Origin of the sequence: Hymenobacter sp. NBH84 (genome assembly GCF_014217645.1) — a bacterium.
Classification (GTDB): domain Bacteria; phylum Bacteroidota; class Bacteroidia; order Cytophagales; family Hymenobacteraceae; genus Hymenobacter; species Hymenobacter profundi.
Genome location: NZ_CP043644.1, coordinates 593,425 through 608,164 on the forward strand (window position 1 = coordinate 593,425; position 14,740 = coordinate 608,164).

A 14,740-nucleotide genomic window follows, 5' to 3' on the forward strand; every position below is an offset into this window, starting at 1 on the left:
GCGTAAGTGATATGCGCAGCGAATTGTAGTTATTTAGTACATGCATACTTCGTTGTCGCCCCTACTTATCCCAGCGTTCATAGCCGTGTTTATTGGCTTTTGGTGCTTGGTTTGTAAGCTCATCTCCTTTTTTGGCTGGCACCAACTGTCTACACAATTCGAGGTTGCGCCGGAAGATATGATAGAGCCGCAGTTTCGACTGCACCATGCTAAACTAGGCTTAGCCAGGTACAACGGCGTAATCAAAGTAGCCGCATCGGCGTCTGGCTTATCCCTGTCGGTCGTATTTCTTTTTCGTATAGGCCACCCTCCATTGCTCATTCCCTGGTCGTGTATTGGGTCGCTTGAGGAGCAAACGTTTCTTTGGTCTACTACCTACACAACGCGTATTCTAGCAGGCAGTACTAGTATCAAGTTCAAATTCAGTGGCGAAGAATTTAAAAAGATGATACAGCCCTGGTTGGCAGCAGGCTAAGCCCAGTGTTGTACTAGATACAGTGCAGAATATAGCAGCCTCTACAGCTTCTCCCCGCAATTCCAGCAAAACTCGGCGTCGTCGCGGTGGTCGCCAGCTTGGCATATATGGCAAGTCGCCTGTTTGAAGGTAGGCGCATCGGAGGTAGGGCGAGCCATTTGAGCCGATACAATACCGGTGGGAACAGCAATAATGGCGTAGCCCAGAATCATCAAGATAGAGGCCATGGTTTGGCCCAGTATGGTACCCGGCGAAATGTCACCGTAGCCAACGGTGGTCAGCGTTACGATGGCCCAGTAGATGCTTTTGGGAATGCTGGTAAAGCCGTTCTGGCCGCCTTCCACTACATACATGAAGGTGCCAATCACAATAACTAGCGTGAGAACCGCCGTCAGGAAAACAAGAATTTTGAAACGGCTGGCTTTAAGCGCGTTCAAAATAAATTCGCCTTCTCCCACAAAGCGGCCCAGCTTAAAAACGCGAAAGACGCGCAGCAGCCGCAGTGTTCGAATTACTACCAGATAGTGGCTGCCTAGCATCACCAGAGAAGCCAGTGTAGGCAGAACAGCCAGCAAATCGATAATGCCCAGCAAGCTTAGTGCATAAGCTAGTGGCCGGCGTACCACCACCAGCCGGATGATGTACTCTAGCAGAAACAACCCCGTGAAAGCCCACTCCACTGCCCGCAACAAAGACCCGTATTGCGCCGCAATCTGATTCACGCTTTCCAGCATCACTGTGAGCACGCTCAGCACAATGGCCACAAGCAGCACTGCATCAAACGCCTGGCCGGCCGGCGTGTCCGATTCGAAGATGATGCGGTAGGCGCGCTGCTTCCAGTGGGGGGTGTTTTCGTGAGGTGGTATATCCATTAGCGAGGAGCAGGATGGTAGGTAGTTGCCCTCTACCTACGCAAACGGGCCTTTGCAGGTATACCAGCAAGCGCCTGTGCCAGGGCGTTGTGAATTTGCTACCTGCTACTAGTGAAGTGATTAATATAAAATTATACTGATCGGATATCCCTTATTCACACCCGCTTATAGCTGAGCTTGCAAGCAGATAGCACCAAGCAAAAAGAGCGTTATTTCGACCAATGGAAGAAACAACGCTCTTTGGTTTAATATCCAGACAGTCAACAGTAACGCCTACCTCCTTTTTGGCAGTACATCCTGCACCTTTGTCCAATGCAGGTCGGGGTATCGGTCGTTGTCCAGTATGGGTAGGCTGACTTGACCCGAGAGCATGTTGTGCATGTACTGCATGCCCTGCCACGGTGGGAATACCTCGTTCTCGGCTGGCATAAGCGTTTTCGTCACCTTGATCATCGTTTCTAAGACGCCCAGGCCGCCTACCCGTAGCAGCTTAAAGGGCTGACCCATTACCTCGCTGGCAATGGCTTGCAGGTCGTGCACGGTGGTGACGTCGCCGGCGATGCGCAAGTAGCGGGGCGTGGTGGGGTCGAGAGCGGCGGCAGCGGTGTAGGCAGCCGTGTCGACCATGGTGGTAGACTCCAGTGGCTGGTCGGCGCTACCCCAGTACACAATGCGGCGTATGGCTGGCTGAATGAGCGGCGCCTGCCCGGTGAACAGGTCCATGAACATGCCGTTGAAGATAGACGTGGCCTGAATAGGTGCCTGATCAAGCCGCTGCTGAAACTCCCGGCGCAGGTCGAAGTTGCGGTTCGATCCTTCGGGCAAGCGGGTGAAATCGGCGGAATAGTCGGAGGGGATGAAGCGCGGTACGCCGGCCGCCACAGCGGCATTGAGCAGGCGCGTTTGGGCATCCACAATCACCGGCCGCAACCCCGACAACGCCGATACCACACAATCGGCCCCTTGGCAGGCTTGCGTGAGGTCGGCCACGCTGCTGTAATCAGTCTCTACCACCTCAGCACCCTGCAAGCGCAACGACTCTGCCTCGGCCGACGCTCTGCTGCTGGGGCGCACCAAGGCCCGTACTGTGGCGCCTCGCTGGCGAAGGTGGTGGGCAATCAACAAACCAAGCGAACCGGTAGAGCCGGCTAATACTATGGTAGTGGGTAGGGTAGTAGAGCCAGCTTTAGAGTCGGTAGCCATAAGTGGAAGTAGTAGGTGAGTAGTCAGATTGCACTGTATGGACGTACTAACTACAGAAGGTAGTACCGCCTACCTTTCCCGAAGGTTGTAGAGAAGCAAGAAAGACACGATTTCATTCAAGCCTGAGCAGGGTAGACAATACGGCCAGCAGTAGAATAGGCCGCGTACTACATTCCTTCCAGCAACTCATCAAACGTGCGCAGCAACTCTGGCCGGTCTTCTTCTGGCTCCGCTTCCAGGCGCTGCACAAACACTTCGCGCTCCGTGAAATCGTGTAGGCTGCGGGTGAGGGGTTCCTCTTCCTGACCCAAGAGGCGCGGGGCCGCCACGCGAAAATGGCGTCGGTTCAGCACTTGTAGCTGCCCTCGGTCCAAGGCTTCTATCACCTTCAGCAACTGCTCGGCTACCTCCAACTGGCTCAGCTCGGAGCGAATCTCCACGTCGGCCCAGGCGGGTAGGGGGTAGTCGGTGTTGTCGTAGGTGGTGAGTTGGGTGAGGACTTCGTCGAGGTTCCCGTGGAAGCGCACCAGCCGGCGTACACCCGGTACGGGTAGGGAGTTGATGGTGAGGCCATTTGGGGTGAACTCCAACAAAACAACCTCCTTAGGATAGTCGATTTCGGAAAACGACAGCGCAATGGGCGCCCCCGAATACCGGATGTGCTCCCGCCCGCCCACGCGCTGCGGACGGTGCAGGTGCCCCAGAGCCACATAATCGAAGACGGTAGGGAAATGCTCGGCCGTTACCTGCCCTAGATTGCCCACATGAATGGTGCGTTCCGAATCGGAAGGGGAGCCGCCAGCGGCGTAGAGGTGTCCCGTAGCTAGCACAGGTAGGCCAGCAGCTTTCAACTGCCACACAGTTTCCAACTCGGCCAAGCGGGCGTAGTGGTCGGCAATGCCTTGCTTGATGCGGGCCTCGCGCTCCTCGGCGCTTTCGCCCGGCACCGATAGGCGCACATCCCGGTCGCGCAGGAAAGGAACGGCGCATATCACCAGGCCAGGGCGGCCCTGCGCATTGTCAATCACCAGCACCTGGTCGTCGAAACAATCAGGCACGCAGCCGATTACGTGCACGCGCAGATGGCGCAACAAGCGGGCGGGGGCATTCAGGGTAGCCGGCGAGTCGTGATTGCCGCCCACCAGCACCACATCGCGGCAGCCGGTGTCGCGCATTTGCAGCAGGAAGGAGTAATACAGCTCCAGCGCCTGGTTGGAAGGGGAACCCGTATCAAATACGTCGCCGGCCATCACCAGCACTTCTATCTGCTGCTCGCGCACGGTCTGCACCAGCCACTCCAGAAAGTGGCGGTGCTCCTCCGTGCGCTCGTGGCCACCCACGAAACGCTGACCCAAATGCCAGTCGGCGGTATGCAGAACCTTCATATAGGGGCGTGTTGCAGGCGCCCGTCGTTATTACGAGACGGGCGCAGGAAATCTAGCGGGTAAGGAATGCTAGATGAAGTATAGGGCTCAACATCTAGCAGCAGTAGCGTGTGTCAGACGCTCTTACTGAAACTCCTGTACAGCTTCGCCCAAATCATACACAGCCGTACCGGGAAGTAGCGGCACCAAAATGCTGGCGCCCGCCGCCGAGCGGTAGCCACCGGCGCAATGCACCAGCACTGGCTTGTCGCGCGGGATTTCGCCGGCTCGCTCGCGCAACTCGGGTAGGGGAATCAGCAGTGCCTCCGGAAACAGGGCCTGTTGAGCTTCGGAGCGGTTGCGAATGTCTACTATCGTAAACTCCTCAGGATGTTGTCGCACATCCTCCACATCCACTTGCAGGCTCACGGCCGGCAGAATGGGCGGGGTAAGCAGTGCACCCTTGACGTTTGTTTCGTAGCCAATTTTGGCCGTTTTACGGATAACGGTGTCCAAGGCAATGCGTGTGTCGGCAATGAGGTAGAACGGCTCATCGGGGCCTACCACCGAGCCCAGCCAGGTTTCAAACTTGCCCCCATCCTGTAAGTTGATAGCTGAGGATAAGTGGCCCGCCTTGAACTGCTCTGCTGGTCGCGTATCAATAATGAGCACGCCGGGCTCCAGAGGCTCATCGGCTTGCAGACGCGGCACACACCGCACGCTGTTTTCGAAAGAAGAAGCGCCCTGCTTGTTCAGGAGCACATCGTACCCAAAATACTTGGGCACAAAGGGTTGATCTTCTAGCAACACCCGCACAAACTCCGGTTCCGTCATGGGCTGAAGGGCGTAGTTGGAGCGCGCCTCCTTGCCAATAGTGCTGTCCAGTTCGGTGCTGGTGGTTTTGCCGCACAACGAGCCAGGCCCGTGGGCGGGGTATACCTTGGTAGCGGGAGGTAGGGTCAGGAGTTTGTCGTGGAGGCTGTGGTAGAGCTGCACGGCCAGGTGTTCGCGCTGATGGCCGCCCACGGCCTCACTTTCGCGTAGATCGGGGCGGCCCACGTCGCCCACAAACAAGGTGTCGCCGGTGAATACGGCACGGGTCTGGCCCAAATCATCGATGAGTAGCACCGAAATACTGTCGGGGGAGTGGCCGGGGGTGCTGAGGGCGTGCAACTCCACGGTGCCCAGCGTCAGCCGGTCGCCATCGTCGAAATTCTGGTGAGGATAGGCGGCTTTCGTGAGCTTGCTACAGTAGATGGTAGCGCCGGTTTCCTCGGCTATTTCCAGGTGGGAGCTAACAAAATCGGCGTGGGGATGGGTTTCGATAACTGCCTCGATGGTAGCATCGTGCTCGTCGGCGAAATCATAGTAAGGTTGTGGGTCGCGGCTAGGGTCGATGAGCGCCACGTAGCGGCCGCACCGGATAGCGTAGCTGGCATGGGCCAGTCCTTTATCATAAAACTGCTGAATCTGAACAGACTGACTACTAGGCAGGGGACTCATGGGGGAAGCATATAGTGAATGCGGCGCCGCGCGGCAAGCTGGGCCGGACGCGGCATCGGCCGGGCCAAGCCCGCCGACGCATATTCTCAAATATAAGCAAACGCAACGTGCGCCGGGAGGTTAGGGAAAGGGAGGGTTAAAAAAATGAGGCGTAATGTATTGGTCATCAATCGGATAAAAAATAAGGCGGTTATGCAATGCCGTGTAGCTCTGTAATAGAGGGCAGGGCATTTGCCACAGACAACGCCATGCTCAGCTGTCGAGCCGTGCATCCGCCAGAAAAGCGGCATTTGCCACGGCTGGCCGGTAGTAGAATACTTGGTGAAACCGCTGCGGAAACCACGCAAAACGGCCCGCTTGTTTGCACAAGCGGGCCGTTAAAATAGAAACTAAGAGGCTACGACTAGCCGTTCGTGCTGGCCTTCATCTTGCCTTTTTTGCCTTTGCGGTCCTGCAATTTGCCTTGCATCTTGTCCATGCGCTCATCGCGCATTTGGGTGTATTTGGTGTACTGGTCGCTGGTCAGGATGCCTTTCAGCTGCTCCTCGTACTTGTCGCGGGAGGCTTTCATGTTCTGCATCATGGCCTGACGGTCGGCGCTGGCCTGGGTGCGCATGGTTTGCCGCTCCTGCTGTTGGGCCAAGGCCAGGGATTTCACTTTCGTAGTCTGGTCGGCCGAGAGGCTGAGCTGCTTGGTGAGGCGCTGGGCCTGCTGGTCGGCACGCTGCTCGGGCGTCATGTTGCGCATACCCTGGCCGCGCATGGGGCGCTGCATTTGTCCCGTTTCATTTTGGGTAGTGGTCTGAGCCGAAGCGGCGCCCATGGTAAAGACAAAAGCAGCAAACAGAATGAGTGATTTTTTCATGGTCGAAAGCAACTATTACGTTGTTTTTGGGTGATTACTGGCCGTTGGACAGCGCTCCAAAAGCGAGGTTTAACGGGGGCTAAGAAAAGTTTTAGCGCGTTGCCGTTACACTCGCATTAACCAGATAAAAGCTATATTCGGGCCATCTGAACTGATTTCGCAGCTTTGTAAGCGCACCTTTTACACTTTTCATTCTCTTTTCTCCCTTCTCTTCTATGGCAGATATTTTCGCCAAAAAGTCCCTCGATAAGCTGATGCACGAAGCCGACGAGGGCGAGGGCGGCGGCCTCAAGCGGACCCTAACGGCTACCAACCTCACCATGCTGGGCATCGGAGCCATCATCGGCGCCGGCATTTTCGTGCTGACGGGAACGGCTGCTGCCAACGCAGCTGGTCCGGCCATTGTCATCTCCTTTATTATTGCGGGTCTGGGCTGCTTGTTTGCGGGCTTGTGCTACGCCGAGTTCGCCTCCATGATTCCGATTGCCGGCTCGGCCTACACCTACGGCTATGCCACGCTGGGTGAGTTCGTTGCCTGGATCATTGGCTGGGACCTGATTCTGGAATATCTCTTTGGTGCGGCCACCGTGGCCGTGGGCTGGAGCGGTAACCTAGTGAGTATTCTGGAAAAAGCCGGTGTGCACGTGCCCGCTGCCATTTCGCAGGCTCCTATCGCCTACGATGGCGCGCATTTCAGCACTACGGGTGCTGTTATCAACCTGCCAGCGGTACTCCTTATAGGCGCCATGACAATGCTGCTGGTCGTTGGTATCCAGGAGTCGGCTCGCTTCAACAACATCATCGTGTTTGTGAAGGTGGCCATTGTGTTGTTGGTAATTGCCTTCGGCTTCAAATATGTGAATGCGGCCAACTGGAGCCCATTTATTCCGCCCGTAGAGAATCTGCCCGGTGGTGGCTCGCGCTACGGTTGGGAAGGTATTGTGCGCGGCGCAGCTGTCGTATTCTTCTCTTACATTGGATTTGACGCGGTGAGTACGGCCGCTCAGGAGGCTAAAAACCCGCAGCGCGACATGCCCATTGGCATGCTGCTCTCGCTGGGTATTTGCACGCTGCTCTACGTATTAATGTCGCTGGTACTCACGGGTCTTACCTCGTACAAAAACCTGAACGTGCCTGATCCGGTGCTGGTAGCGCTGCAAGCTGCGGGTCCTTCGCTGGGCTGGCTGTACTACTTCACTGGCTTGGGTGCTATTGCCGGCTTGGCTTCGGTGGTACTCGTGATGCTCATGGGGCAGCCCCGCATCTTCTTCGCCATGTCGCGCGACGGCCTGCTGCCGCCCATCTTTGGCAAAGTGCACCCTAAGTTTCAGACGCCCTACGTCACGACCATCTTCACAGGTGTTGTGTGCGCCATTGTGGCCGGTATCCTACCCGTAGGTTTGCTGGGCGAGCTGGTAAGCATTGGTACGCTGCTGGCCTTCGTAATTGTATGCGGTGGCATCATTGCTCTGCGCCGCCGCGACCCCAACCTGCACCGGCCGTTCCGCACGCCGTGGGTGCCGTTGGTACCCGGCATGGGTATCCTGATCTGCGGCTATATGATGTTCAACCTGCCCTGGGACACCTGGTTGCGCCTGATCATTTGGATGGCCATTGGTGTGGTTATCTACTTCTTCTACGGTCGCCACAACAGCAAGCTCAACCGCGAGCGGGAAGCTGAGGCTGCTGGGAAGTAAAGCAGGAGCTGTATAAAAAGGCCCCGTGAACATTGGTTCGCGGGGCCTTTTTTATTGCTAATAGAACGTCATTTCTAGTAGCCTGTCATTTCTCACTGCGTTCAAAATGACCTTCTTATTTAGCTATTCACAATTCACTTCGCCGCTTCTATCTCGCTTTTCAGCTTGAGGACCTGGTCGCCGTTTTCCTGGGTGATGAGGTAGGCGGGGTTGTCGGCGGTGCCGTTGCGGGTGATGTCGCTGCCCTTTAGCTTGCGCGTGATGGATTCCTTGTGCACTTCTTCGATTTTACCAGTGGCTGTGCCGGTGCCGTATTTCCAGCTGACTTTACTGCCTTTGCGAAACATGGGGGTAGGGGATAGGGTGGAACGATGAATAATGTACCGCAAAAGCTGAGGTAGGGTTCCTATTCGACAGCCGAAGTCCCGGAATTCCTACTTTTGACGCAACCCCATAGGACGAGCCGGTTTCTTTGGGTAGCTTACAACTGCTCTGTTCTGCGCCTACCCCCACCAGTCTCTTTTTCCTCCAAACCACACTCTTTCATTCACTCTATGCACCAAAAATTACGCATGCTGGGTTTGCTGGGCCTGCTCGCCAGTGGCCTGCCCGCTTGGGCGCAGCAACCCCTCACGTACCCGCGCAACGGCGTTTACGACCAACGTTCCGGCCTCTACGCCTTCACCCACGCCACCATCTACACCGATTATAAAACCAAACTCGACGATGCCACGCTCGTCATCCGCGATGGTAGAGTAGTGGCCGTGGGTAATAAAGTAGCCATTCCGCAGGGCGCGGTAGTGAAAGACCTGAAGGGCAAGTACATCTATCCCGGCTTCGTAGACATGTTCACCAGCTACGGCGTGCCCGATGTGAAAATGCCCGAGCGCCGGGGTAGGCGCGAAGCGGGGCCGCAGTTTGAGAGCCAGAAGGAGGGCGCCTATGATTGGAACCAGGCCATCCGGCCTGAAACCAACGCCGCCGAGATGTTCAAAGTCAACGCCGACCAGGCCGACGCCTACCGTAAGCTAGGTTTTGGGGCGGTGATGACTTTGCAGCCCGACGGCATCGCTCGCGGTACCGGCTCTTTGGTGACGCTGAACACCGACCGCCGCGAAAACGAAGTGATTCTCGTGGACCGCGCCGCCACCGGTTTCTCCTTCGACAAAGGCAGTTCCACCCAGGACTACCCTGGGTCCCTAATGGGTAGCATTGCGCTGCTGCGTCAAACCTACCTCGATGCCAACTGGAACCAGCGCAATCCGCGCCGCGAGGAAAACCTGTCGCTGCAAGCCTTCAACGGCCAGCGCAACCTGCCCGCCATTTTTGAGGCCAGCAACAAGCTGAACACCCTGCGCGCCGACCGGGTAGGCGACGAGTTCGGGGTACAATACATTATTAAAGGAGCCGGCGACGAGTACCAGCGCCTACCCGAAGTAAAGGCCACCAAGGCTTCACTCATCCTCACCCTCAACTACCCCGACGCCTACAAGGTAGACGACGTGTACGACGCCACCCGCGTGCCCCTGGAAGACCTCAAGCACTGGGAAATGGCGCCCGCCAACGCGGCCATGCTCGCCAAAGCCGGCGTGACCTTCGCCCTGTCAGCCAGCGACCTAAAGGATAAGAAGAAGTTCATGCCCAACCTCAAAAAGGCCATGCAGTACGGCCTCACCGAGGAACAGGCGCTCCAGGCCCTCACGGCTACCCCCGCCGCCTTGCTAAAAGCCCAAGACCAGGTAGGCAGCCTGAAACCGGGTATGGTAGCCAACTTCTTAGTATGCTCCAACCGCCTCTTCGCCGACGACAACGTGATGCTCGACAACTGGGTGCAGGGCGAGCGGTACCAACTCATGGAGGTGCCCAACGACTACCGCGGCGTGTATACGTTGCAGGTAGGGCAGCAGCCTGAGGTGAAGATGTTGGTAAGCGGCAAGCCCGAAGCGCCCCAACTGAAAGTGGTGCGTGCCGCGGCCGATACGGTAAAGGGCACCATGACGGTAACCGGCGACTTGGCAACTATTGTCTACGCTGCCGCCAAAGGCAAAAACGCCGGCTCCATGCGCTTGAGCGGCTACTATACCGCCGAGGGTAACACATTTCGCGGGGATGCGGAGTTGCCTGACGCCAGCATGGTAAAATGGACCGCCCACCGCCAGGAAGGCGCCACCCAAGCTGCCCGCCGCGACTCTGCCCGCACGCCCCGACCCATGGAAATCGGCCAGCTGACGTTCCCGTTTGCCTCCTACGGTCGCACAGAGGTTCCGAAGCAGGAAACCGTGCTGATTAAGAATGCTACCGTGTGGACCAGTGAAGCCGCCGGCAAGCTCGAAAACACCGATGTGCTGTTGCAAAACGGCAAGATTGCCAAGGTAGGCAAGAACCTGAGCGCGCCCAGCGGCGCCCGCACCGTAGATGGAACCGGCAAGCACCTTACCCCCGGCATCATCGACGAACACTCGCACATTGCCATTTCGCAGGGCGTGAACGAGGGCACCCAGGCCGTGACCAGCGAAGTGCGGGTAGGCGACGTCATCGACCCCGAGGACGTGGGCCTCTACCGCGACCTGGCCGGTGGCGTGGTGGCTTCGCAACTCCTGCACGGCTCGGCCAACCCCATTGGCGGGCAGTCAGCCATCATCAAGATGCGTTGGGGTATGGATGCCAACGACTTGAAAATCAGCGATGCGCCGGGCTTCATCAAGTTTGCGTTGGGCGAGAACGTGAAGCAGAGCAACGCCGGCGAGCGGAATGTGCTACGCTTCCCGCAGTCGCGCATGGGCGTGGAGCAGGTGTTTGTGGATGCCTTCACCCGCGCCAAGGAATACGAAAAGGAATGGGCCACCTATAATAAGCTGTCGAAGGGCAAACAAGCGAAGACCGAGCCGCCGCGCCGCGACCTGGAGCTGGAGGCATTGGTAGAAATCCTGCGCGACGACCGCCACATCACCTGCCACAGCTACGTGCAGTCGGAAATCAACATGATGATGAACGTGGCCGACCGCATGGGTTTCAAAATCAACACCTTCACTCACATTCTGGAAGGCTACAAGGTAGCCGATAAGATGAAGGCCCGCGGCATCAACGCCGGCACTTTCTCCGACTGGTGGGCCTACAAAAACGAGGTGCGCGACGCTATTCCTTATAACGCCGCCATCATGACCAAGGTAGGCGTGAACGTGGCCATCAACTCCGACGACGCCGAAATGAGCCGCCGCCTCAACCAGGAAGCCGCCAAAACCGTGAAATACGGCGGGCTGAGCGAGGACCAAGCTATGCGCCTTATCACCATCAACCCGGCCAAGATGCTGCACCTCGATTCGCACATGGGTAGCATCAAGGAAGGCAAAGACGCCGACGTAGTGCTCTGGAATGAACACCCGCTGAGTGTATACGCCAAAGCCGAGCGCACTTTCGTAGACGGCCGCCAGATGTTCAGCCTGGAAGAAGACCAGCAACTGCGCGACCAGATGCAAAAGGAGCGTCTGCGCATTATCCAGAAAATGGTGAGCGCCCGCAAGTCTGGTGCCCCGGCGCAGGAAGTAGCTGCCCGCACCAACAGCCACTACACCTGCGACACGCTGGGCGAGGAGAAGGAAGAGGATCAGTAAACGAACACCCCACCCCCCGGCCCCCTCCCCTCCGGGAGAGGGGGAGCCTAACGGGTTTGCTATTGAATGAAGCTAACAACCATCAGCTAATAGCTTCGGTAAAGGCTCCCCCTCTCCCGGAGGGGAGGGGGACGGGGGGTGGGGTCCACACAAGCACGACAACCATCATGAAACGATATACCACATTTCTCTCCCGGCTGAAAAAAACGAAAAGTCACCAGCTAACCGCCCTCAGCTTGTTTGTAACGGTTGCCGCCCAGGCCCAGGTGCCCATGCCGGCTCCTGCCCAGAGCAAGCCCATTGTACTCACGGGCGGCACGCTGCACGTAGGCAACGGCACGGTAGTGCCCGACGCGGTGGTAGCCTTCGATAAGGGCCGCATCCTCTACGCCGGTGCCCGTAGCGGCTATACGCCCGCGGCTGGCGCCGAAATGGTGGATGTGAAAGGCCAGGAAATCTACCCCGGCCTCATTCTACCCAATACCACGCTAGGCCTGACGGAAACCGAATCGGTGCGGGCTACCGTGGACGAGCGGGAGGTAGGCGAACTGAACCCCAACGTCCGGTCCCTGATTGCTTACAACACCGACTCCGACGTCCTACCCACCGTGCGCACCAACGGCGTGCTGCTGGCCCAGATTACGCCCCGCGGCGGCCTGCTCTCCGGCCAAAGCAGCGTGGTGCAACTGGATGCCTGGAACTGGGAAGACGCCGCCGTGCGCCCTGACGAGGGGCAGCACCTGGTATGGCCTACCTCGGCGCCACCCCGCTTTTTTGGAGGGGCAACGGCTGACCCGCGCGCCGCTGAGCGCCGGGAGCAGGCCCGTCAGCAGCGCCTCAACGAGTTGGAGCAGCTGTTTGCTGAGGCATCGGCTTACCGGTATTTGTCTACTGTCCACGCCACCAACCTGCGGCTGGCCTCGCTGGGTGGGCTGTTCGACGGCTCTAAAACGCTCTACATCCACGCCGATAACGGCAAGGAAATTCTGGAAGCCGTGCGCTTTGCCAAGCGCCTGGGCGTGCAGAAGGTAACGGTGGTAGGCGCCCGCGACGCCTGGATGATGCTCGACTTCCTGAAGCAGAACGACGTGGCCGTGGTACTCTCCCGCATCCACGCCCTACCCCTGCGCGACGGCGACGACTACGACCAAGCCTACAAACTGCCCGCTACCCTGCAAAAAGCCGGCATCCGCTACTGCCTCGACTACGAGGGCAGCATGGAAACCGCCGGCTCGCGCAACCTGGCCTTCGTAGCCGGTACGGCCGCTGGTTTCGGTCTCACCAAAGAGCAGGCCCTCACGGCCGTGACCCTGAGCCCCGCCCAAATCCTGGGCCTCGACAAGGACTACGGCTCCCTGGAAGCCGGCAAAAGTGCTACCCTAGTAGTAAGCCGCGGCGACCTGCTCGATATGCGAACCAACGACCTGACCCACGCCTACATCGACGGCCGCGAGTTCAACCGCGACAACAAGCAGACGTACCTGAGCAACAAGTTCGTGACCAAGTACGGAGTGAAATAGCCACTCGCTACTAACTGAAAAAAGCCGCTTCTTCACCTGAGGAAGCGGCTTTTTTCAGTTATAGAAAGCGGTTTGGCGGTACCTGCTGCGTTGTATAACTGGTGCTTGCGGTGACGCGATAGAAGCATCATATTTCTATATATAATTTCGCATTACCTTTGATAGCACTGCTCTCGTAGAAACCAGAGTATAGTAAAATCAGGCCGTAGCACGGCATTGTGTTAGACTGGAATGAGTGAACAGCGTATTTCCGTATATCTGGTAGATGATCATCCGCTGGTGCTGGAAGGCGTCAAAACGCTGTTGCACCCAGAGGCTGATATCTGCGTTGTGGGGCAGGCGAACAGCGGGCCAGAGGCGTTAGCTCAACTTCCCACGCATCCGGAGGTACAGGTAGCTGTGATAGACATGAACATGCCCCAGATGTCGGGCGTGGAACTGACACAGGCGCTCCGCACACACTACCCCCAGATACGCGTGCTGGTGTTGAGCATGGACGACGACTACGCCCAGATACGCGAAGTGCTGGATGCCGGCGGCATGGGATATTTACTGAAGAACACGACCCGCGAAGAACTGAGCACGGCCATTCGCACTATTGCGGCGGGCCGTACCTTTTTCAGCCAGGAGATAGGCAACACGATCCTGCAACACTCCGCCACGGTAGGCACTACTCCCGTAAACCTAACGGCGCGGGAGCACGAGATTCTGCGCCTGATTGCCCGCGAATACTCCAACAACCTGATTGCCGAAACACTCTTCATCAGCGAGCGAACGGTGGAAACGCACCGGAAGAACATCTTGGTCAAGACGAACTCCAAATCGGTGGTAGGTTTGATTCAGTATGCCCTGCGGCACAAGCTGATTCCTTGATTAATCTATGGGCATGATAGGGCACTACAGCGCAATAGGGCTGGTAGGGGTCAGTATTTGTACTTATTAAATAGTAGAAGGTACAACACTAGCAGGTGGGGCTAGTCTTTTTCTGGGAGACTGCAACGAAGGAAATATAAACTCGTAGTGGGCTGCCAGAAATTTTCTTACGCTTGAGCTATAAGCTCTAAAAAGCTTGTAAGATCTATCCAATTAGAACAAAGGGAAATAGGTACACGGCTTGTTATAGTTCGTGCCAAAGTTACTATGTACTGATTTTCCTCCGTGCCAGTACGGAGGAAGGCCTACGGGATACTAGGTATTTTTAATTTAGCCAAGAAAAAATAGCTCTTTTTATCATTCTACTAAATAAGAAGATAATTATATTTGAATCATTACTGCGGACGACATCAGACCCTTTCTTTTATACAGCCTCATTTAACAAACACCTCTATGGCATCAAAAATCCTCTCCTTTATTTGCCATGTTCCAACACTGGCTCCTGGTTCTTACCCTGCAGTGCCCACTCCTGCTACACCCAGCCGGGCAATTGAACCCAAAAAAGAGGTTCAGAATACCGCTGGCGGCCACTTCGCAGCCATTTACGAAAACGACCGGTTTGTGCGGTTCAAGTACATCAACAACGCCAAGTAACGCTGCTGCTCGCTGCCTGCGCGCGAGTTACTAGCAAAGCCGAAACGCCGCCCGTTGCCAGTAGGCAACGGGCGGCGTTTCGGCATTTAAGCAAGAGTAGTTA

The 14,740-nt window shown here is 56.9% G+C and carries 11 protein-coding genes; 5 read left to right on the forward strand and 6 right to left on the reverse strand.

Annotated elements, in window-relative coordinates:
• Nucleotides 1–516: 516 nt before the first annotated feature.
• The 5 genes from F1C16_RS02475 to F1C16_RS02495 all read right to left on the reverse strand — a co-directional run bounded on the left by F1C16_RS02475 (nucleotide 517) and on the right by F1C16_RS02495 (nucleotide 6,282).
• Entirely contained in the window at nucleotides 517–1,347 is an 831-nt protein-coding gene (locus F1C16_RS02475; protein WP_185282799.1) for an ion transporter, read from the reverse strand.
• Nucleotides 1,348–1,620: 273 nt separating this feature from the next.
• Nucleotides 1,621–2,550 (reverse strand): NmrA family NAD(P)-binding protein, encoded by a 930-nt coding sequence (locus tag F1C16_RS02480; RefSeq protein WP_185282800.1) that lies wholly within the window; start codon nucleotides 2,548–2,550, stop codon nucleotides 1,621–1,623.
• Between the two features lie 167 nt (nucleotides 2,551–2,717).
• Nucleotides 2,718–3,935, reverse strand: a complete 1,218-nt coding sequence (gene sbcD / locus F1C16_RS02485) for an exonuclease subunit SbcD (protein WP_185282801.1) — start codon at nucleotides 3,933–3,935, stop codon at nucleotides 2,718–2,720.
• Nucleotides 3,936–4,058: 123 nt separating this feature from the next.
• On the reverse strand, nucleotides 4,059–5,417 hold the full coding sequence (locus F1C16_RS02490) for an MBL fold metallo-hydrolase (RefSeq protein ID WP_185282802.1): 1,359 nt from the start codon (nucleotides 5,415–5,417) through the stop codon (nucleotides 4,059–4,061).
• Between the two features lie 403 nt (nucleotides 5,418–5,820).
• Entirely contained in the window at nucleotides 5,821–6,282 is a 462-nt protein-coding gene (locus F1C16_RS02495) for a DUF4890 domain-containing protein (protein WP_219733389.1), read from the reverse strand.
• 215 nt (nucleotides 6,283–6,497) lie between these two features.
• On the opposite strand from F1C16_RS02495, the gene F1C16_RS02500 reads away from it, so the two are divergent.
• Nucleotides 6,498–7,979: an amino acid permease gene (locus F1C16_RS02500; RefSeq protein WP_185282803.1), complete on the forward strand. Its 1,482-nt coding sequence runs from the start codon at nucleotides 6,498–6,500 to the stop codon at nucleotides 7,977–7,979.
• Nucleotides 7,980–8,113: 134 nt separating this feature from the next.
• Here the strand turns inward: F1C16_RS02500 and F1C16_RS02505 are convergent, their stop codons facing one another.
• A complete protein-coding gene (locus tag F1C16_RS02505) occupies nucleotides 8,114–8,326 on the reverse strand; it encodes a DUF2945 domain-containing protein (RefSeq protein ID WP_185282804.1) in 213 nt (70 codons plus the stop codon).
• Between the two features lie 207 nt (nucleotides 8,327–8,533).
• Between F1C16_RS02505 and F1C16_RS02510 the strand changes: the two genes are divergently transcribed.
• The 4 genes from F1C16_RS02510 to F1C16_RS22905 all read left to right on the forward strand — a co-directional run bounded on the left by F1C16_RS02510 (nucleotide 8,534) and on the right by F1C16_RS22905 (nucleotide 14,637).
• Nucleotides 8,534–11,590, forward strand: a complete 3,057-nt coding sequence (locus tag F1C16_RS02510; RefSeq protein WP_258049004.1) for an amidohydrolase family protein — start codon at nucleotides 8,534–8,536, stop codon at nucleotides 11,588–11,590.
• Nucleotides 11,591–11,757: 167 nt separating this feature from the next.
• Nucleotides 11,758–13,110, forward strand: coding sequence for an amidohydrolase family protein (locus F1C16_RS02515; protein WP_185282805.1), 1,353 nt, complete (start codon nucleotides 11,758–11,760; stop codon nucleotides 13,108–13,110).
• A gap of 231 nt (nucleotides 13,111–13,341) precedes the next feature.
• Complete coding sequence (locus tag F1C16_RS02520) at nucleotides 13,342–13,983, forward strand: response regulator transcription factor (protein ID WP_185282806.1); 642 nt, start codon at nucleotides 13,342–13,344, stop codon at nucleotides 13,981–13,983.
• Nucleotides 13,984–14,502: 519 nt separating this feature from the next.
• Nucleotides 14,503–14,637, forward strand: coding sequence for a hypothetical protein (locus F1C16_RS22905; RefSeq protein ID WP_258049005.1), 135 nt, complete (start codon nucleotides 14,503–14,505; stop codon nucleotides 14,635–14,637).
• Nucleotides 14,638–14,740 lie beyond the last annotated feature (103 nt).